Origin of the sequence: Capnocytophaga sp. CM59 (genome assembly GCF_000293175.1) — a bacterium.
GTDB classification, from domain to species: Bacteria; Bacteroidota; Bacteroidia; order Flavobacteriales; family Flavobacteriaceae; genus Capnocytophaga; species Capnocytophaga granulosa.
Window position 1 is genome coordinate 1 of record NZ_ALNN01000028.1, and the last position, 20,795, is coordinate 20,795.

Here is a 20,795-nt window from a genome sequence, read left to right on the forward strand (position 1 = left end):
CACAAAATGAATGATAGCGTTTAGGTTGATGAATTTACCATAGGAGGAAAAGAGGAAGGAAAACAAGGTTGAAGCTATGAGATATATATTCTTGGGTATCAGAATTTAACATAGACCGATATTTAGCGGAATACAGTTTTAGAATTAATCGCTCACAAAATAAAGATACTATCTTTAACAAATTAATGAAAAGAATTGTAGAACGTTCTCCCGTTTCCCAAAGTCAATTAGTATGTAGCTAAATAGACGCCTCAAAATATGTTTTTTGAGGTGGGTAATGTATCAAATGTGTTGTTAAAATCCCAACAGATTAACAATCAATACAATACAAAAGAACTGCCCTACTATTTCCTTTTACCCGCCATAGAGAAAAGCGTTTTTAAAACCTATAATGTGCTCTAAATAGTGCGAGGGGAATTTGAATTTTGAATTATGAATTTTGAATTGGGCACAAGCTGCAAGCTTGCGCCAGCGGGGGTGTGAGCCACACGGGCGATTATGGGAGCAATGGGAGTAATGGGATGGATGGGTGAGAGTGCTGGCGGCAAAGGAAATTTTGAATTTTGAATTGTGAATTGGCACAAGCTGCAAGCTTGCGCCAGCGGGGGGAATCAATAAAAATATTGAAGCTAAATCAAAATTACTTTTAAATCCTCTTTTTCCTACACTTAAAAAGGAAATAATCCATTTATTTATTGTATCTTTGCCCAAAGTTCCTGAATTTTGTGTGCTCCTTTTAGGTGGAGGTTTCGCTATCAACACCCACGCTATAGAACCTCATATAGGACTTTCGGTTTTCAATTTTGTTGATGCTAAAATAGGTTATGCTGTTGCTTTTAGAGAAAATCCCGTTTTCGAAGGATTTACACTTAGGCTCGCAATTAATTCTTTTGGTAAATGAAACATATAGTCTTGTTTTCCTTATTTTTATCTCTAAATTTTCTCGGATGTCAGTCCCCCACAACTGATAAGAAAATCAATGATGTACCACCAATACCTTCTGAAAGTTGGAAAGCTAATTATGATTGGGTAGAGCCCCTCTGCGAAAATAGCGTTGTAAAAGTAAGAAAGAACCATAAATTTGGCTTGGTAGACCACAATGGCAAAGTGCTTATTCCCGTTGAATATGAAGATATAGAAAGTGGTGTATCCCTTAATTTGGATTGGCTTTGGGCTAAAAAAGACGGTAAATACGGCTATTTAGACGAAAACGGAGCTGTGGTTATCCCTTTTATCTACGATGGCGCCAAAACATTCTCAGGCTCAATGGCAGCCGTGAAAAAAGGTGATAAGTGGGGATTTATCAACAGAGATTTTATCAACAGAGATGCAGAAGAAGAACTTCCCTTTATCTATGATGAAGCCGAAGCTTTTCATCAAGGAAAATGGCTTTCTCCAACTTTGTGTTTAGTAAAGAAAGGCGGCAAATGGGGCTATATCAACACCGAAGGGACAGTAATAATTCCCTTTGCGTATGATGAATTAGATGATTTTTTTACGGACGACTATTGTGCCGCAAAGAAAAATGGCAAATGGGGCTATATCGATAAAAATAACAAAGTTATCATCCCTTTTATCTATGATGAAGTGGAAGATTCCGACCTGAAATATATCCGTGTAGTAAAAGACGGTAAAGAGGGCATTATCGACTTCAACAGAAAAACCGTTATCCCTATTGATTTTTACGTCATCAATCTATTAGGCGATGATGCAATGCGTATTTTCCCTACCAAAGAAACCACTATCGAGACCTGCTTTCTGTTAGATTCCTTAGGCAATTGCATAGAAGGCTGTGAATACATCCCCGAATACTACAAAACACACAAATTATTTTACCCCTAACCTAATGTACATCGCCTATCACCCATTATACAATCATCCAGTGCCCGAAAAAGCTACACAAGCTACAGCGGCTTTGGTGCATACGCAACTTTACTTACACAATTTCTTACACTTAACACTTTCACATAAAGAAGCGCTACCCATTGGCTTTGTACAATTTTAGATATATTGCGCAACATTTTGCCACAGCTCATAGAAGCCCATCAACCCGATTTTGTGTTTTATCAAGCAGGGGTAGATGTGCTGGCAACCGATAAGTTAGGTGAGTTATCGCTTACCGTAGAAGGTTGCGGTGAACGTGATCGCCTTGTTTTTGAAACGTGTCATCGGTATCACCTGCCCGTACAATGCTCAATGGGAGGAGGGTATTCCCCACAACTCACCTCTATTTTACGAGCACACACCCAAACCTTTGCCATAGTGAGTGGTATTTATAATTAGGTGTCAGGTTTCAGGTTTCAGGGAATAGGTTTCAGGTGAGTCGCTACACTCTCGCAAAGTCCTTAATTGCCCGTGTGGCTCACACCTTTGCCAAAGTCTATAAACCTGACAATCAATTACTTTTAGAATATGTTATGTAGGAAAGCCAGCGATAGCTGGGTATGTGCTGCAAACGCCCACATAAATAAAACTTTTCCAAAGTGTGGGGTTGTATTGATAATTGTGATTGTAATAGTATGAGCCTCTTTTTTCTACACTTAAAAAGGGAATAATCCAATTATTTATTGTATCTTTGCCCAAAGTTCCTGAATTTTGGTGTTTTTTCTCAAACACAAAATTACTAATTTTTAGGAACTTTTATTTTATTATAAGAAAAAGTTTAAACAACTTCAATGATAAAAGACTCTGATTTAAAACCAATTGATAATGAATAAGACAACAAAAACACTCGGTTTAATAGTATTTACTTTTTTTATATCTCAGAATCTATATAGTCAGTTATTTATAAATAAAATAGACAATAAAGATATAGAGATTGTTGAAAAAGCTATTCCTGCCAAATGTATTTCAAGTCTGTACGATTATATAAGAATCGATAAACGTACAAAAGAACCTTTAAGAGGAAAGTATAAAGTTATTGTAAATAAAGACGAGTATTACAAAGCTTTCTTTGAAGAGGGTAACCTTGTAGTGAAAAATAAAATTAACTTAGTGAAATACTACTATAAAGGTAAATATCAAAAACTCTACATATATGTTGGAAAAGAATATATATTGCTATCAAAAAATGACTCTGATAAAAAGGAAGGTCTAATAGATGTCAAATATTTTAATTATAGTGATATAGATGAAAAAGAACCTATTTTTACGACTAAGGACAACAAGAAAAAATTAGAAGGACGTCTTAAAGTATTTATACCATTAATAAAAGAGAAAGATATAAAAGCGTTTCTAAAAGATTATTAATCCCAGATTATGCAGTAAAAATCCCAACCCTCTATTTTAGAATTTTATCTTATAAAATCAACATTTTTTAGAAATACACAACAAACGTGTTTAAACTTTTTTGAGGAACTTGGAGATAAACCCTAATAAAAGCATTCCAATCCAAGTTACATCAAGATACTCATATCTCATTATCAAACCTTTATATCCGTCAAGCCAACCATTTGCTATCATTTGCCCTTTATTATCACACAAAAAAATGCTATTTGTGGTTACGGATTTTTTTCTTGCTTGATAGCCTGTAGATTCTCCTTTTTCAAAATAGCTCTCAATTGGAAGTTCTCTCCATTGTACCCCTGTTTTTAACCTCTTGAGAATCAATAAAAATATTGAAGCCAAATCAAAATTACTTTTAAATTCTCTTTTTCCTACACTTAAAAAGGGAATAATTCAATTATTTATTGTATCTTTGCCCAAAGTTGCTGAATTTTGGTGTTCTTTTTTTTTCAAACACAAAATTACTAATTTTCGGGAACTTTTACTTTATTATAGGAAAAAGTTTAAACAGCTTTAAGAAGTATAACTTTAAAAGTTCAAGTATCAGTAAAAAAAGATGGAAATATAATAGTAAATTATTCATTTAGTGATATATTTGACTTAAGAGCCTCTCCTAAAAATAGAAGTGATGCTTATAATACCATATGTATGATTACAGGTTTTTTATACCATGATCTTGTAGGAGGAAATGATCTCTTGAAGATAAATGGAAAATGGAGTAGAGTAATATATAACCCCAAATTAATAGAGATTATGAAAAGAATTAAAGAAAAGCAAGATTCTGATAATCGAAAACTTATGGAAATTGATGAATATAATAGAATGGTACCTCTTTTAGAATTATTTTAATGAAGAAATTTTTATTTATTATTGTTGTTGTCCTATCATCTTGTAATACAAATACAAAGAATAAAATATTAGAAGCGTTATTCCCTGAAAACCAATATCAGAAAATGGGGATTCCTCCATTTTATTGGGAAACGGTAGACGGCAATGGGCAGGTAATTCCATTGTTAGAACCCCTCCTTTTGCATAAACATATGGCAGAAGGTCAATGGATTTTCTATCCTGAAAGTGACATATTTTATAAAACTAAGGATAGCATAGAACTTGGTACAAATTATCTTAGTCCTATAGATAGTTTTAATATATCAGATATTTACATATATGGGGTTGTTCGCGAAATGGAATATTTTGATAAGATTATACCTGTGTTATATTTTGTGTATGATACAAAAATGAAGCATATATTGCTTTTTGAAGATAGGAATGATTTTATGAATTTCTTAGAAGAAAACAGGATTTCTAAGGAGCTTTTAGTTCCTGATGTAATATTTGAAAAATTTATAAAAAATCCTATATTACCTTGGTTTCCTGAGAATATTAAAAGAGAATTAGAGAAAGCAGATGAAAAAACTAACAAAATTTAAATAAAAGACAAAATCGGAAAAACCACATAAAGCTTACTTAAGTAATTAATAATAGATCTACTAAGGTATTCAATGTAGTTCTCTAAATATTGGAAGACTTCATTCTTAATTTTCCTCCTTCTCTACCAAATGCCTTAGCTCAGGGTCGTTGGTGATGCGTTCTTTTTCGCGTTCAATGATTTCAATGACATCTAACTTTATCTGGCGATAATTGGCTTCTACCTGTTCTTTGGTGGTGTCGTTGCTGTTGGTATCGGTGAAGGAGAGGATTTGAGGTATATATTCTTGGGTATCAGAATTTAACATAGACCGATATTTAGCGGAATACAGTTTTAGGATTAATCGCTCACAAAATAAGAACACTATCTTTAACAAATTAATGGAAAGAATTGTAGAATGTTCTCCCGTTTCCCAAAGTCAATTAGTATGTAGCTAAATAGACACCTCAAAAATAAATTATCGCTTAGGGTATTCCTCCCAAGGAGGAAACTCAAATTGTAGCTGTACCCACTGGGGTTGTCCTTCTTCAGAAGGGTAGTTGAAGTGGCTGAGTGACACCCCTAAGAGCCGTACTGATTCCCGTAATCGCTCCTGATAGAGCAGCTCGCTGATCACCTGATAGATAGTGGCACTATCCCCCACAAAGTCAATGAGGGTACGGCTGCGGGTTTGTTGCTTGAAATCACTGTACTTGAGCTTGAGTGTAACGGTCTTGGCCAGTAGTTGCTTCTTAGCCAATCGCTGGGCGACCTCCTCACATAGTTTCTTAAGAGGTTCCTCCATAAAGATCTCACTGGAGATATTTGTCTCAAAAGTATGTTCCACTCCGATGGACTTGACCAAGCGGAAAGGCTGTACAGGGCTTAGGTGTATGCCGCGGGCTATTTGGTAGAAGTATTCGCCATTGTTACCAAAATATTCCTGTAACTCCTCAAGAGTCTTGGCACGCAGGTCAGCACCTGTAAAGATTCCTTTTTGGTACATCTTTTGGGCGGTTACCTTGCCTATACCATAGAACTTTTTGATGTCCAATTGGGCTAAGAAGTCCAGCACCTCCTCCGGAGGTACCGTCTTCTGGCCATTAGGCTTGTTGTAATCGCTGGCGATCTTAGCAATGAACTTATTGATGGAGATACCTGCCGAGGCGGTAAGTCCCGTTTGCTCAAATATTTTAGCACGTATTTGCTGGGCGATAAGGGTAGCCGAGGGCATATCCATCTTGTTGGTGGTGACATCCAGGTAAGCCTCGTCCAAGGAAAGCGGTTCCACTAGGTCGGTATATTCGTAGAAAATAGTGCGAATCTGCATAGAAATCTCCCGATACCGCTCAAAGCGCGGTTTGACAAAGATAAGCTGCGGACACAACTGTCGCGCTGTAGTCCCCGCCATAGCACTACGCACCCCATAACGGCGCGCCTCATAGCTAGCGGCAGCGACCACTCCGCGTGCTCCTTCGCCCCCCACGGCAATCGCCTTCCCCTTGAGCCAAGGGTCGTCATGCTGCTCTACCGAGGCAAAGAAAGCATCCATATCAATATGAATAATCTTGCGTTCCACAAGGGCAAAGGTAGTGATTTTTTGTTAGATTTTCCCCTCATTTTCTATTGACTTTATTCTTTGAAAATCGTATCTTTGCAGGGCAAGAAATGAAATAACCTCATGCCCAGCCAAGAAAAAAGGTGTCCTTTTTTGAGTGGTTAAGCCAGTGCGCTAACCTATTACCTATCTCAAAGGTAACTTCTTCAAAAAAAATTTTCTCATTACAATAAAATATAGTAATTTTGCAACTTCAAAACACAGCAATCATCTTATGAAAATCTCATATAATTGGATTAAAGACTTTCTCAGGATAGACTTACCGGCAGAAAAAGTAGGCGAACTCCTTACAGATTTAGGCCTAGAGGTGGAAGGTATCTCCGCTTACGAGAGTGTAAAAGGAGGTCTAAAAGGGGTCGTTGTAGGCGAGGTACTCGAATGTACCAAGCACCCCAATGCGGACAAACTCAGCCTTACCAAGGTTCAAGTAGGAGAGGGAGTCGTCCTGCCTATCGTATGCGGGGCGCCCAATGTAGCCAAAGGTCAGAAAGTGGCCGTGGCAACCATCGGGACAACCCTTTATGACAAAGAGGGCGAACCCTTTAAGATTAAGAAAGGCAAAATCCGCGGAGAGGAGAGTCATGGGATGATTTGTGCCGAAGACGAACTTGGCTTGGGCAACTCTCACGAGGGAATCATGGTCTTGGACAGCGCTTTGCCTGTAGGGAAACCTTGTAGTGAGGTATTCAGTGTGGTATCCGATACGGTCTTTGAAATAGGCCTTACCCCCAACCGTGCTGATGCCATGAGCCACTTAGGGGTAGCTCGAGACCTTAGAGCAGGATTGTTGCAACAGGGAATCAACAAGGAGATTATTACCCCTTCGGTAACGGATTTCTTCGTGGATAACCGCTTGCTTAAGATAGATGTACTGGTGGATAACAAGGAGTTAGCGCCTCGCTATTGTGGGGTGAGCATCTCCAATGTCAAGGTAGCGCCTTCGCCTGATTGGCTACAGCAAAGACTCAGAGCTATAGGCATTACCCCTAAGAACAATGTAGTGGATATTACCAACTATGTACTCCATGACTTGGGACAGCCGCTACATGCCTTTGATGCCTTGCGTATCGCTGGCAAGAAGATTATTGTACGCAATGCCGCTGAAGGAGAGAAATTCCAAACCTTGGACGGCGTAGATCGCAGCCTCTCGGCAGAGGACTTAGTTATCTGCGATGCAGACAAACCCCTATGCTTGGCAGGGGTATTGGGAGGCACTAACTCAGGGGTGGGACAGGACACCACTCATATCTTCTTAGAGAGTGCTTATTTCAATCCTGTAGCCATACGTAAGACAGCTAAGCGACATGGTATCTCTACTGATGCGTCTTTCCGTTTTGAACGTGGTATCAATATAGATGATTGTAAGTATGCGTTGCTAAGGGCTGCTATCATGATCAAGAAGATAGCAGGAGGTGAAATCTCTTCCGATGTGGTGGATTGGTATCCTAAAAAACAAGAGGATTTTCAGGTATTCCTCACCTACGAGAAGATAGATAGCCTCATCGGTCAGGTGATTCCACGCGATGTGATTAAGAGTATATTACACTCCTTGGATATTCAAATCAATAGCCTTACTGAGATAGGTATGGGGCTTACCGTACCTTCCTACAGGGTGGATGTAGAGCGTGATGTGGACGTGATAGAGGAAATCCTCCGTGTGTATGGCTATAACAATATAGAGTTCTCCTCCAAGGTGAGTGCCTCCATGGCACACGCTAGCCGATATGAGGACTTCAATGTACAGAATGTGATTGCTAACCAGCTGGTGGGACAAGGTTTCTATGAGATGATGAACAACAGCCTTACTTTGGTAGCTTACCAGGAGCTATCAGCTGATATCAGTGCAGCTCAGACAGTGCAAATACTCAATCCACTGAGCCAAGACTTGGCCGTGATGCGACAGAGTATGCTCTTTTCAGGACTGGAAACCATCGCTTACAACAACAACCGCAAGCGTACGGACTTGTCTTTGTTTGAGTTTGGCAAGACTTACCACAAGATAGGGGAGAGCTATACCGAACCTAAGCATCTAAGTCTTTTCCTATCAGGGAATATATACCCAGAGACATGGAATGCACCGCAAGAAAAGACCAATTTCTACTACCTAAAGGGCTATGTCAAGGCAATATTTGACCGCTTAGGGATCACTGACCTCAAAGAAACACCTTCCCAGGAAGCTATCTATCAGGAAGGAATCACCTTATGGATCGGTCAAACACCTGTGGCGTCCTTAGGAGTAGTGAAAAACAACATATTACAGCATTTTGATATAAAACAACAGGTGTTCTATGCCGATATTCTGTGGGATCACCTCTTGGCCAACCTCTCCAAAGAGGTGAAATACCGAGAGATTCCTAAGTATCCAGAGGTACGCCGCGACTTAGCTTTGCTCTTGGATAGTGAAGTGTCTTTTGAGACACTCCATAGCATTGCCTTGCAGACAGAAAAAGAGTTGCTCAAAAAGGTAGCCCTCTTTGACGTATATCAAGGGGATAAGTTGCCTAAGGGCAAGAAGAGCTATGCGATGAGTTTTATATTACAAGACAACAATAAGACCCTTACTGACAAGCAGATAGATAAAACAATGGCGGCTCTGGTAGAGGCTTTCAAGAAGCAAACGGGCGCTCAATTACGTTCTTAAAAGAGTAAAACTATATGGATTTTTCTTCCAAATTATTGGAAAATGTGGTCTATGAGATCGCACTGCTTCCAGGCATAGGTAAGCGAACAGCCTTGCGCTTGGCACTCCATTTGCTCAAGCAACCCAATGCTCAGACGGAGCACTTGGCGAGCGCTTTACTTAAGCTGCGTAATGAGGTTACTTATTGCAAAAATTGTCATAACATATCCGATACCGAGATTTGTGACATCTGTGCCAATATTCATCGTGATGCCTCGCTGCTCTGTGTAGTGGAAGATGTACGCGATGTGATGGCCATAGAACATACAGGACAATATAATGGCCTCTATCATGTCCTAGGGGGAAAGATTTCCCCTATAGACGGAGTAGGGCCGAACCAGCTAAATATAGCTTCCTTAGTTAAGAAAGTAAAGGAAGGAGGCGTCAAGGAAATTATCTTTGCGCTAAGCAATACCATGGAAGGGGATACGACCAACTTTTATATATATAGGCAATTAGAAGGATTGGACGTTACTACCTCTACCATTGCGCGGGGGATCTCCGTAGGAGACGAACTGGAATATACCGATGAGGTAACCCTCGGAAGAAGTATCCTCCATCGCATACCGTTTCAAGTACAATAGTCAGTTGTTAGTAGTCAGAGGTCAGAAGACAGTAGTCAGTTGTTAGTAGTCAGAAGTCAGAAGTCAGCAGCTAGTTACTAATCACTAATCACTAATCACTAGCTACTAATCACTAATCACTAACAACTAATCAATAACCAATAACAATTAAAAAAATGGCAAGATACGAACTGAAATTACCTCAAATGGGAGAAAGTGTAGAGGAGGCAATAGTCTCTTCTTGGCTCAAAAACGTAGGAGATACCATTAAAGTAGATGATATCTTGGTAGAGGTAGCTACTGATAAGGTGGATTCCGAGATTCCCAGTGAAGTATCGGGAGTAATTAAGGAAATCTTGACCCCAGTAAAATCAGTGGTGAAGGTAGGCCAAGTCATGGCTATTATAGAGACAGAGCAGGAGGACGAAATCCAAGTAGAACTCCTCAGTGAAACACCACAACCTATCCTCCCTATAGAAGAGATACCTTCACAACCTATAGAGTTGGAACTCCCCCCACAACCTACAGTGGCAGCACCTGCTGTACCTCCTATCCAAGAGGTACCAGCACTCCCTACAGAAGAGGTGGCAGCACCCATTGTACCTCCTATCCAAGAGGTGCCAGCAACCCCTACAGAAGAGGTACTAGCACCCCCTACAGAAAAGGAACCAGTGCTCCCTCAAGAGGAGGAAACCGTTGCCGCTCAGGTGCCTTATGTACCACAAACGCCAGTGGTACTGCCTGAAACTTCCCAAGAGGAAACAAACGAACCATTCTATTCTCCGCTGGTAAAGACCATTGCCAAGGAGGAAAATATCTCTATGGACGAGTTGGCTGCTATTGAAGGCTCAGGCATAGATGGCCGCGTAACTAAGCATGACCTATTGCGCTATTTGGAAAGAAGAAATAAAACGGCTACTACTCCTGTGTCAGTAGTTGCCTCTACACCTACACCAACAGCATCTGCACCTACACCTGTATCTGAGCCAACCGTTGCTACAACAGAAGCAACCTCTTTGGCCTTGCCTACGACAACCGAGCTAACTACTCAGATTACCGATGTAGCACTTATAGATAACAAACTCGGAGGATCTCCTTTCTCAGTGGCTGCTGTAGCTGAATCTCAGCCTGCTCCAGTAGCCGAGTCACAGTCTGCTCCAGTGGTTGAATCTCAGCCAGCTCCAGTAGCGGTTGAATCACAGCCTGCTGATGGACTTTCTGCCATAGAACTCCTTATGCAACAGAAAGAAGCAGCTAAAAAAGACTCCCAAGAGCCAACTCCTGCACCAGTAGTAGCGCAAGAAGAAGCCCCTACGCCAGTAGTAGCACAGCAAGAAGCACCTGCGCCAGTAGTAGCACAAGAAGAAGCGCCTGCGCCAGTAGTAGCACAAGAAGAAGTTCCTGCGCCAGTAGTAGCGCAAGAAGAAGTTCCTGCGCCAGTAGTAGCGCAAGAAGAAGTTCCTGCGCCAGTAGTAGCGCAAGAAGAAGCCCCTGCGCCAGCAGCACAGCAAGAAAAGACAGAAGTACAGGAAGTGAAATATCCTGATATCTCTGACTTTATCAAAAACTTTGAGGCAACACACCCTAAAGAAACTCCTGTGGCTGAAAAACCAGTGACTGAAGAAACACCTGAAAAACAACCGCAACCTATTACTATAGAACCTACACCCATCACCTTGGAAGTGCCTCAGGACAAGCCAGAGGAAAAACCAGTGGTGGCAAGCACTACCTATACTCCTTCGCCAGTGGATAAGAATGTAGAGGTGATTGAGATGACCCGTATGGGCAAGCTCATCGCTAACTATATGATAGAGAGCAAGCGCGTATCTGCCCATGCTACCAGCTTCATAGAGGTAGATGTTACCCGTATTTGGAACTGGCGTAATAAGCACAAAAAGGCTTTCGAATCTCGTGAAGGAGAGAAACTCACCTTTACCCCTATCTTTATTGAGGCAGTGGCTAAAGCCTTGCGTGATTTCCCTCTGATGAACATCTCTACCGACGGTGAACGTATCTTCAAGAAGAAACAAATCAATATAGGTATGGCTACCGCTTTGCCTAACGGAGACCTTATTGTCCCTGTGATTAAGAACGCAGATCAACTTAGTTTGGTAGGCCTAGCCAAGAATGTGAATGACTTGGCCAAGCGTGCTCGTGAGAATAAGCTTAAACCTGATGAGGTAAAAGAGGGTACTTACACAGTAACCAATATAGGGGCTTTTGGCAATCTCTTTGGTACGCCTATTCTCAACCAACCTCAAGTGGGTATCTTGGCCATCGGTGCCATACAGAAGGTGCCTGCGGTGGTAGAAACACCCGAAGGTGATGTGATTGCGATTCGTTATAAGCTTATGCTCTCCCACAGTTTTGACCATAGAGTGGTCAATGGAGCACTCGGAGGCATGTTTGTACAGCGAGTAGCCAAGTACCTCGAACAGTGGGATGTCAACCGAGAAATATAGCCCATGCAAGGCCTTGTATTTTATGTAGCTTATCCCTTCCTATGGCTTATAGCACACCTACCCGATAGGTTGCTCTATGGGCTATCGGATGGGATATGCTTTCTTATTTATAGACTGATAGGCTATCGCAAAAAGGTGGTAAGGCGTAACCTTTGCTTGGCCTTCCCTGAAAAACCTCTTGCTGAAATCAAGCAGATAGAGGCGGCTTTCTATCATCATTTCTGTGATATTTTCTTGGAAATGGTAAGAACCATGGGACTCTCTCAGGCGCAAATGCAAGAGCGTATGACCTATACCAACAAGGAGCTGTTGGAGGACTATTACCATAAGGGACAGAGTGTCATCATCATGTGTGGACACTACAACAGCTATGAATGGCTGCTTTCCTTGGCCGCTCAGATTCCTCATACTTCCTATGCGCTCTATACACCTATTACCAATAAGTATTTTGATCGTTTTGTACGTAGGCTTAGGGAGAAGTTCCACAGCTATCTTATCTCCCGCTACAAAGCTATAGAGGAAATTCGCCGCTTACAGCATGAGGGAGTACGCTGTGCTTATGGTCTAGCTAGTGACCAGTCACCCTCGCCAACCAAGGCTTATTGGCGTACCTTTATGGGAGTGGAAGTACCTGTATTTACAGGAGCTGAGCGTATTGCCAAGCAGTTCAATATCCCCGTGGTATTCTGTGATATACAGAAAAAGCGCAGAGGGTATTATGTAGCAACTTTCGTTCCTATCACCGAAGCCCCTGCCGATACTATAGCTCATGAAATCACCGATACTTTTACCCAACTACTTGAAGCCCAGATACGCCGTGCTCCAGAGTATTACCTATGGACACATAATCGATTCAAGCACGCAAAGGAAGTGAAAAGTGAAAAGTGAAAAGTGAAAAGTGAAGAGTGAAAAGTGAAAAGTGAAGAGTGAAGAGTGAAAAGTGAAGAGTGAAAAGTGAAGAGTGAAAAGTGAAAAGTGAAAAGTGAAAAGTGAAGAGTGAAAAGTGAAGAGTTAAAAGTGAAAAGTGAAAAGTGAAAAGTGAAGGATGAGCGTAGTCTTCCATAGAGATGAAATTTATTGCGTTTTAACAAATCGGACTATACAATCTTCGGATGACACGAGCTGCAAGCTCGCGCCAGCATATGCTAACCACTAACCACTAACTACTAATCACTAATCACTAATCACTAGTCGTTAGTCACTCGTCACTCGCTACTTGCCAGAGAAAAAAAACTAATGAAAAATACTGGTTTTCTCATTATTTTTTTGTATCTTTGTCCATAATATCAACGATAGAAATTTTCATCATAAAATTGATATTCTTTATGGATAAATATTCTTTTCTTAATGCTGCAAACACTCAGTTTTTTGCAGATTTGTATGACCAGTATTTGGAGAATCCCGACTCGGTAGAGGCCAGTTGGCGTGCGTTTTTCCAAGGATTTGATTTTGCTCGTGAGAGCTATGGGGAGGATTTCTTTGAGGAAGTAACCCTCTCTTCTGAGCCAGCTCCTCAGGTGGCTACCCCCCAAGTGGTTTCTGTGCCTGTATCGGATAAGGTAGAGAAAGAATTGAGAGTGTTGAACCTTATTAAGGCCTACCAACAACAAGGACACCTCTTGGCTCAGATAGATCCCCTTAGGGTACGCAATGCTCAGGTGGCTTTCCCTTTAGAGAAATTTGGTCTTTCTCAGTCAGACCTTTCTACAGTCTTTGAGGCAGCCAAGGAGTTGTACTTACCAGCTTCTCCACTTTCTGTTATTCTTAAAAAATTAGAGGATACCTTTACCAAGAATGTAGGTATAGAGTTTGAGCATCTAGACAATGCAGAGGCTAAAAAATGGTTCCAAGAAAAAATATATACGGGCGACTATACGGCTACTTTCTCTAAGGAAGAAAAAGTACGTATCTTACAGAAATTAGCAGAATCTACTGCTTTAGAGAACTTTTTCCATAATAAATATGTAGGCCAAAAACGTTTCTCCTTGGAGGGGAATGAGGCCTTAATCCCTGCTTTGGATGCCCTGATAGAAACAGCGGCAGACCGCAAAGGCGTCAAGGAGGTCGTAATAGGTATGGCACACCGTGGTCGTCTTAATGTACTGGTGAATATCTTGGGTAAGAACCTTCAGGATGTTTTCTCCGAGTTTGACGGTAAGGATTACCCTAATCCTGAGTTTGACGGAGATGTGAAGTATCACTTGGGACTTACTACCTTGCGCAAAACAGCCAAAGGGCAGGAAGTATTGCTTAACTTGGCGCCTAACCCTTCTCACTTGGAAACCGTGAGTGCTGTTTTACAAGGAATTACTCGCGCTAAGCAGGATAACCACTATGCCCAAAATCCATCTCAAGTATTGCCTATTGTAATGCATGGGGATGCAGCCGTGGCAGGACAAGGTATTGTATATGAGGTGATGCAAATGGAGCGCCTACGTGGTTATAGGACAGCAGGAACTATTCATATAGTGATTAACAACCAAATAGGTTTTACTACCAATCCTTTTGACTCTCGTTCTACTACTTATTGTACTGATATAGCCAAAGGCTTCCAAGCACCTATTATACATGTTAATTCCGATGATACTGAGGCAGTGGTACATGCAGTACTTTTAGCCTTAGAATATCGTATGGCTTTCGGTCATGATGTATTCTTGGATTTGGTAGGTTACCGCAAATATGGTCATAATGAGGGGGACGAACCACGCTTTACCCAACCTGTATTGTACAAACTTATAGGAAGTCACCACAACCCTACAGTTATCTATACCGAGAAGCTCGTCCAAGAAGGGGTTGTTACTGCCAAGGAAATAGAGGCCTACGAAGAACAATACCGCAACTACTTGGACGGAGAATTGGAAGCATCACGTAAGAAGGAACTGACTATTATTCAGCCAATTATGCAGAACGAGTGGCAAGGCTTTGACCATATTGCCTCTGCTCAAGAGATGCTTCAAAGGGTAGATACCTCTTTTGATAAAAACAAATTGGACGAATTAGCAGCGCTAATTACTGCACTACCAGAGGATAAGAAGTTTATCAATAAGATTTCTAAGATTATCAAGGATCGCCAAAGCATCTATTTTGAACAACAGAAAGTAGATTGGGGATTGGCCGAGCACTTGGCTTTTGCTACTCTCCTTTCCGAGGGGTATAATGTACGCCTCTCTGGGGAAGATGTAGGTCGTGGTACTTTCTCTCATCGTCATGCGGTAGTAAAGGCAGAAGAGACCGAAGAGGAAATCCTACCACTTACTTATATTACTGCACAGGGAGGAGGCAAGCTCCATGTATATAACTCCTTACTTTCCGAATATGGTGTATTGGGATTTGAGTACGGCTATTCTCTTACAGCACCTAATACCTTGACCATTTGGGAAGCACAATTTGGTGATTTTGCCAATGGAGGGCAGATCATGATGGATCAATATATCTGTTGTGGCGAAGATAAGTGGAAGAACCAGAGTGGATTGGTGATGCTCTTGCCTCACGGATATGAAGGACAAGGAGCCGAGCACTCCTCTGCTCGCTTGGAACGCTACTTACAGCTATGTGCTACCCAGAATATGTATGTAACCAACTGTACTACACCAGCCAACATATACCACTTGCTACGTCGCCAGCTCAAGGCACCTTTTAGAAAGCCACTGATTGCCCTTTCTCCTAAGAGCTTGCTTCGTCACCCCTTGGTGATTTCTTCTGTGGATGAATTGGTTAGTGGTCATTTCCAAGAAGTTTTGGATGACACTCATGTAAATCCAGAAGAGGTAACTACCCTTGTATTCTGTTCAGGACGTTTCTATTACGATTTGCTTGCAGAACGTGAGAAATTAGATAGAAAAGATGTAGCTCTAGTACGTATCGAGCAGCTCTTCCCGCTTCCTGTAGAACAACTCAAAGAAGTAATAGCTCGTTATCCTAAAGTAACTGACTATGTATGGGCACAAGAAGATCCTAAGAACATGGGTGCTTATGGCTATATGCTTATGAACTTTGACTTAGTGCCATGGAGATTGGCGGCTATGAATGCCTACTCCGCTCCAGCCCCAGGTAGTCCTAAGCGCCATAAAGCTCGTCACCAAGAGGCTATTGACAAAGTCTTTAATAAGTGACAAATGACAAGTCAATAGTGACAAGTGACTAATAATGGTACTTGATAAAGTAAAAAGTAAAAGGTAAGAGTACTACTCAGACCTTTTACTTTTTATTTTTTACTTTTTACTTTCTCCCCCCTGTCCACTGACTTCTGCTCTTGTTCGTGTTTATTTTATTTCAAAGAGGAGATAAATGTGTTATTATTAGTTAATTTGTAATAGTATACTATTTATATATTATTGTTTTTTAGCTGATTATATTTTATAAAAGTGTGAGAAAAGTTAAAAAAAGACTTTTAAATATTTTTTAGCATGATTGTTCGAAAATAATTTATATCTTTGCACTCAGAAAAAAATTAAATAATGGATTTTACTAATAAAACAATTGGAGAGATTGTAGCAGATGACTTTCGTACTGCTGCTATCTTTAAAAAACACGGAATAGACTTCTGCTGCCGCGGAGGTAGAACTATAGATGAAGCCTGCGAAAAGAAGGATGTAACTAAGAAAGAACTTATTGAAGAGCTTTCTTCCCTTCCTTCAGGCAAAGGTGATGCGGTAGATGTAAGTAGCTGGCCTTTGGACTTATTGGCTAACTATATTGTGAAAATACATCACGAATATGTAAGGGAGAAAACCCCTACTTTGATCCAGTTTTTGGATAAGCTATGCAAGGTACATGGTGACAGACACCCTGAACTCTTTGAAGTAAACCAACTCTTTAACGAAAGCGCTCATGACTTAGCAGAGCATTTCCAAAAAGAAGAACGCGTATTGTTCCCCTTTATAGAAAAGCTCGTAAAGGCTTCACAAACAGGCGAACCACTTGAACCCACTCACTTCGGTACCGTGGAGAACCCTATTGAGATGATGAAGCATGACCACACCATAGAGGGAGACCGCTTTGCTAAGATTGCTGCCCTTACCGACGGCTATACCCCTCCTGCCGATGCATGCAACACCTACAGAGTTACTTTGGCTATGCTAGAAGAGTTTGAGAATGACTTACATCGTCATATCCACTTGGAAAACAATGTGTTATTCCCTAAAGCTATTGCTTTAGAGAAGAAATTGAGAGAGAAAACCGCTTAATAACTCATAGCAATTTAATTTAAGCAAAAAACTACTTGGAAAATTTCTAAGTAGTTTTTTTGCGTAAGAGCATAAATAATACTATCTTTGTGCGCTAAAAACAAATATTGTATGTTGACTTATCTTATAGTGTTTTTAGGAGTTCAACTCCTGCAAGGACTTTTTTTATGGAAGGGTTATCAGAAGGCAGGCTACAAAGGGTGGCAAGCCTTTGTTCCTGTATGGAATATGCTGATTCTACTGAAGATTATTGAGCGTCCTTGGTGGTGGATTTTCTTGGTTTACCTACCAGTGATAGGCAATATTATGGCCATTGTCTTGGCCTATGAATGGCTACATGTATTTGGCTATCGCCAAAAACGCTATACCCTTCTGGCAGTAGTTACTTTAGGACTTTTCATAGCCTATGTGATGTATCAGCCTAAAACCCAATATATAGGTAAGAGTGAGGCGGTCATAGCTGACAATGTGCCCTCTTGGCTTAGTGGAATCATCTATGCAGTGGTGGCGGCCTCTACCATACATGCGTATTTTATTCAACCTTATACCATACCGACCTCTTCGCTCGAAAAGACCCTTTTGGTAGGGGATTTCCTTTTTGTAAGCAAGTTCCACTATGGGGCACGCTTGCCTATGACGCCTATGGCAGCTCCTATGGTGCATGATACCATTCCTTTGGCAGGGGTGAAGTCTTACTGCTCTAAGCTTCAGTTGCCTTATTTGCGCTTGCCCGCCTTGCAGAAGATCAAGCGCAATGATATAGTGGTCTTCAACTGGCCTACCGATACAGTACGTTTCTTCCGTGATCCTTCAGGAATCCATGCTTATAAGCCAGTGGATAAGAAATCCCACTATGTGAAAAGAGCCGTGGCTGTGGCAGGTGATACCTTTGAGATACGCGATGGAGATGTCTATATCAATGGCAAGAAGGAGGTTTATCCCGTAAGAGCTAAGTTGCAAACCTCCTATACAGTAGATACCGATGCTGAGTTTAGGAGCTATTTGGTAAGCCTTTATGGTAGCCAATACACCCCTGAACAGCTATTGCCCGTCTTCTTATTCCAGAACTTTGCCATTACCGATGCCTCTGGGTTTAGTGCGGATAACCAATTTGTGGTACAATCAGCAACGGAGGAGGTAGCTCAGAAGATAGGACAACTCCCACATATAGAGAAAGTAACCAAAATAGTAGCACTGAAGCAGTATAACAAGGCTATTTTCCCACATAACGAGCGTTTTGCATGGAGTGAGGATAATTTTGGTCCAGTGGAAATCCCAGCGGAAGGCAAAACTGTACAGCTTACCCAAGAAAACCTTCCTCTATACCAACGTATCATAGCTGAATACGAAGGGAATACGCTACAAACACAAGGTAATGATATCCTTATCAATGGACAAAAAGCCACTTCCTATACTTTCCGTCAAGATTACTATTGGATGATGGGGGATAACCGCCATAACTCCGAGGACAGCCGCTACTGGGGCTTTGTGCCTTTTGACCATGTGGTGGGCAAACCTGTATTGGTATGGATGAGCTGGGATAGCAATGCATCAGGGCTTGACAAGATTCGCTGGAGCCGTCTCTTTACTACCGTCAATGGGGAAGGAGAGCCTGTTTCTTACTTCTATTGGGTATTGGGCTTAGGAGTACTTGGCTATATTGGTTACGAGGTCTATAAGAAGAAATATAAAGGAAAAGCAAAGGTAAAGAAATCATAATGAAGGCATTATTACACCCTACTTATTTCCCGACGATTGCCTCTTTTTCGCTTTTGGTAAAGGAGCCTTGCCTCTTGGAGGTATCGGACAACTACCAGAAGCAGACCTACCGCAATCGCACCTATATCTATGGGGCTAATGGCAAGCAGATACTCACGGTGCCTATCCTACATACAGGTGGCGAGACAGGTCGTCAGCTCTATAAGGACGTGCGGGTGGATAACCAAGTGGCTTGGCAGAAACTCCACTGGAAGACCCTACAGACGGCTTATCGCACCTCTCCTTACTTTGAGTACTATGAAGATAAGATCCTCCCTATATTTACCCAAAAGCACACATTCCTTTTGGACTTAAACCTCCGTACTATAGAGGCGGTACTGGATTGCCTCCATATAGAGGTGAGTTGGGAGCAAACTACCACTTATCAGCCTACTTACGAAGGGGTGACAGACTATCGCTATTTGACCAATGCCAAAGCGTCCTATGAGGTAAATCAAGCGCCTTATTATCAGATATTCTCAGATAAACATGGTTTTATCCCCAATCTTAGCATATTGGACTTGCTTTTCCATGAAGGAAATAGATCAATGACAAGTGACAAGTGACAAGTAACAAGTAACAAGTGACAAGTGACTAATGAACTATTTGTCACTAGTCACTAGTCGTTAGTCACTTTTTAAAGAGTGGAATCATATAGGTTAGGGTGTAGTTGTAGTTGATACCAAAGGAGCTACCTTCCCATACACGTTGTATCCCTGGAATCCAGAAGTTGGGGAATTGGTCGCTTTTCTTGTTGTAGAGCAGTAGGCTAAAGCGCACAGAAGCCCCTGCATAGAAGTGTTTGAAGAGTTCTACTTTGATTCCTAAAATACCCTCTAACCAGTGGGCAGTACGTCCGTGGTAGGTAGTCAGCAGGTCGCTTTGGCTGCCACTGAGCGATTCATTCCAATAGATATTGTATAGGGTATGCAGGTTATAGCGGGATACCTCTTGACTAAAAGAAGAAAAGCCATAGCGTGCCCCGAAGTAGATCATATTCTCCATTCCATACCAGTTGGTATAGGAATTATAATCAAATCCCAATTTGATATATTCGCCACGGGTAGCAAAATCAAAGTAGTTGGTGGTGCTATTCTTGTATTCCTTGCCTATTTCTCCAGCTATATAATAGCGATCATTCAAGCGGTAGTCACCCACTAGTTCCAGTCCTTCATAGTTCTTATCGGTAAAGGTACGTACGAGTTTGGAGATATCAGCCCCTATACGCAAGCCATAGTGCTGGTAGTGTTTTTGGCTGGCTTGAGTAGGAGTTGGGGCGGCTTTCTCTTGAGGCTTTTGCTCTTGCGCAAAGCCACAGATAGAGAGCAGCAGGCTAATAAAAAATATGAATACTGGCTTTCTTTTCATTGTCTAATTTTCTAAAAAGTACATGTACACGCTCCACCCAAGAGGTATAGCCATCTACGGAGGAGAAAGTAGCGGAGAGGTCATTATAGGTAACCCTATAGCCACACCCCTTACTGAGGAACTCTTGAGAGGGAGTAGCTGTGATCTTCAGTTCGCTTACGCTTCCACTGACTAAGACGCCCGTGCTATCAATGACCGCGTCCTTGGCCAAGAGGAAGGAAGTCTCACCAGAGGTTAGTTTCAGGGGCAATACAAGGGAATCAGTAGTGGCGATGGGCTGAATGATTTGGTGGCGGTCTTTGCCCATGACCAGAAGATTATTGACGGTTTTGGTACGGCGTGGGGTAGTCTTGTCATGCACCCGAATGATAAGGCGTGGGGTGAGCACCTCATCGGCACAGATGTCGTCGTTCTCGCAGCCTGCAAGGAAGAGCACTAACAATAAGTATAAAATATTTTTCATATCA

19 protein-coding genes and 2 pseudogenes are annotated in these 20,795 nt (G+C 41.5%); 15 read left to right on the forward strand and 6 right to left on the reverse strand.

The window, feature by feature from the left end; all coding sequences use genetic code 11:
- Positions 1–83: 83 nt before the first annotated feature.
- Positions 84–242: pseudogene (locus tag HMPREF1154_RS13125) on the forward strand (IS1595 family transposase); the annotation flags it as partial.
- A gap of 112 nt (positions 243–354) precedes the next feature.
- Here HMPREF1154_RS13125 and HMPREF1154_RS13715 read toward each other — a convergent pair.
- Positions 355–711 carry a hypothetical protein gene (locus HMPREF1154_RS13715; RefSeq protein WP_083846545.1) on the reverse strand — a complete coding sequence of 119 codons (357 nt, stop codon included), beginning with the start codon at positions 709–711 and terminating at the stop codon, positions 355–357.
- A 186-nt stretch (positions 712–897) separates the two neighbouring features.
- Between HMPREF1154_RS13715 and HMPREF1154_RS07310 the strand changes: the two genes are divergently transcribed.
- From HMPREF1154_RS07310 to HMPREF1154_RS07320, 3 genes are all read left to right on the forward strand, one after another.
- Complete coding sequence (locus HMPREF1154_RS07310) at positions 898–1,842, forward strand: WG repeat-containing protein (RefSeq protein WP_009642007.1); 945 nt, start codon at positions 898–900, stop codon at positions 1,840–1,842.
- Positions 1,843–2,010: 168 nt separating this feature from the next.
- A complete protein-coding gene (locus tag HMPREF1154_RS13720) occupies positions 2,011–2,283 on the forward strand; it encodes a histone deacetylase domain protein (RefSeq protein WP_009642000.1) in 273 nt (90 codons plus the stop codon).
- A gap of 426 nt (positions 2,284–2,709) precedes the next feature.
- On the forward strand, positions 2,710–3,249 hold the full coding sequence (locus HMPREF1154_RS07320) for a hypothetical protein (protein ID WP_009641981.1): 540 nt from the start codon (positions 2,710–2,712) through the stop codon (positions 3,247–3,249).
- A 90-nt stretch (positions 3,250–3,339) separates the two neighbouring features.
- On the opposite strand, the gene HMPREF1154_RS13145 is transcribed toward HMPREF1154_RS07320, so the two are convergent.
- Positions 3,340–3,627, reverse strand: coding sequence for a hypothetical protein (locus HMPREF1154_RS13145; RefSeq protein WP_009641979.1), 288 nt, complete (start codon positions 3,625–3,627; stop codon positions 3,340–3,342).
- A 306-nt stretch (positions 3,628–3,933) separates the two neighbouring features.
- On the opposite strand from HMPREF1154_RS13145, the gene HMPREF1154_RS07335 reads away from it, so the two are divergent.
- Positions 3,934–4,134, forward strand: coding sequence for a hypothetical protein (locus HMPREF1154_RS07335; RefSeq protein ID WP_034567111.1), 201 nt, complete (start codon positions 3,934–3,936; stop codon positions 4,132–4,134).
- A complete protein-coding gene (locus tag HMPREF1154_RS07340) occupies positions 4,134–4,715 on the forward strand; it encodes a hypothetical protein (protein ID WP_009642004.1) in 582 nt (193 codons plus the stop codon). Before HMPREF1154_RS07335 ends, HMPREF1154_RS07340 begins: the two co-directional genes overlap by 1 nt.
- 105 nt (positions 4,716–4,820) lie before the next feature.
- Here HMPREF1154_RS07340 and HMPREF1154_RS07345 read toward each other — a convergent pair whose 3' ends face one another.
- Positions 4,821–5,021, reverse strand: a complete 201-nt coding sequence (locus tag HMPREF1154_RS07345; protein ID WP_009642011.1) for a hypothetical protein — start codon at positions 5,019–5,021, stop codon at positions 4,821–4,823.
- Here HMPREF1154_RS07345 and HMPREF1154_RS13525 point away from each other — a divergent pair.
- Positions 4,990–5,151: pseudogene (locus tag HMPREF1154_RS13525) on the forward strand (IS1595 family transposase); the annotation flags it as partial. The gene HMPREF1154_RS07345 and the pseudogene HMPREF1154_RS13525 sit on opposite strands and share 32 nt — an antisense overlap.
- A gap of 20 nt (positions 5,152–5,171) precedes the next feature.
- Here the strand turns inward: HMPREF1154_RS13525 and dinB are convergent.
- Entirely contained in the window at positions 5,172–6,272 is a 1,101-nt protein-coding gene (dinB, locus tag HMPREF1154_RS07350) for a DNA polymerase IV (RefSeq protein ID WP_009642010.1), read from the reverse strand.
- Positions 6,273–6,525: 253 nt separating this feature from the next.
- Here dinB and pheT point away from each other — a divergent pair, with 253 nt between their 5' ends.
- From pheT to HMPREF1154_RS07390, 8 genes are all read left to right on the forward strand, one after another.
- Complete coding sequence (gene pheT / locus HMPREF1154_RS07355) at positions 6,526–8,952, forward strand: phenylalanine--tRNA ligase subunit beta (RefSeq protein WP_009641952.1); 2,427 nt, start codon at positions 6,526–6,528, stop codon at positions 8,950–8,952.
- A 14-nt stretch (positions 8,953–8,966) separates the two neighbouring features.
- A complete protein-coding gene (gene recR, locus HMPREF1154_RS07360) occupies positions 8,967–9,575 on the forward strand; it encodes a recombination mediator RecR (protein WP_009641974.1) in 609 nt (202 codons plus the stop codon).
- Positions 9,576–9,730: 155 nt separating this feature from the next.
- Complete coding sequence (locus HMPREF1154_RS13880; RefSeq protein ID WP_009641949.1) at positions 9,731–12,016, forward strand: 2-oxo acid dehydrogenase subunit E2; 2,286 nt, start codon at positions 9,731–9,733, stop codon at positions 12,014–12,016.
- 3 nt (positions 12,017–12,019) lie between these two features.
- Entirely contained in the window at positions 12,020–12,904 is an 885-nt protein-coding gene (locus HMPREF1154_RS07370; protein WP_009641960.1) for a lysophospholipid acyltransferase family protein, read from the forward strand.
- Between the two features lie 437 nt (positions 12,905–13,341).
- Positions 13,342–16,128, forward strand: a complete 2,787-nt coding sequence (locus tag HMPREF1154_RS07375; RefSeq protein WP_009641946.1) for a 2-oxoglutarate dehydrogenase E1 component — start codon at positions 13,342–13,344, stop codon at positions 16,126–16,128.
- A gap of 345 nt (positions 16,129–16,473) precedes the next feature.
- Entirely contained in the window at positions 16,474–17,202 is a 729-nt protein-coding gene (ric, locus tag HMPREF1154_RS07380) for an iron-sulfur cluster repair di-iron protein (protein ID WP_009642006.1), read from the forward strand.
- A gap of 111 nt (positions 17,203–17,313) precedes the next feature.
- Entirely contained in the window at positions 17,314–18,921 is a 1,608-nt protein-coding gene (lepB, locus tag HMPREF1154_RS07385) for a signal peptidase I (RefSeq protein ID WP_009641983.1), read from the forward strand.
- Positions 18,921–19,526, forward strand: a complete 606-nt coding sequence (locus tag HMPREF1154_RS07390) for a WbqC family protein (RefSeq protein WP_009641980.1) — start codon at positions 18,921–18,923, stop codon at positions 19,524–19,526. Before lepB ends, HMPREF1154_RS07390 begins: the two co-directional genes overlap by 1 nt.
- 64 nt (positions 19,527–19,590) lie before the next feature.
- On the opposite strand, the gene HMPREF1154_RS07395 is transcribed toward HMPREF1154_RS07390, so the two are convergent.
- A complete protein-coding gene (locus HMPREF1154_RS07395; RefSeq protein WP_009641986.1) occupies positions 19,591–20,328 on the reverse strand; it encodes a DUF6048 family protein in 738 nt (245 codons plus the stop codon).
- Complete coding sequence (locus HMPREF1154_RS07400; protein ID WP_009642005.1) at positions 20,294–20,791, reverse strand: DUF6452 family protein; 498 nt, start codon at positions 20,789–20,791, stop codon at positions 20,294–20,296. Before HMPREF1154_RS07400 ends, HMPREF1154_RS07395 begins: the two co-directional genes overlap by 35 nt.
- Positions 20,792–20,795: the final 4 nt, after the last annotated feature.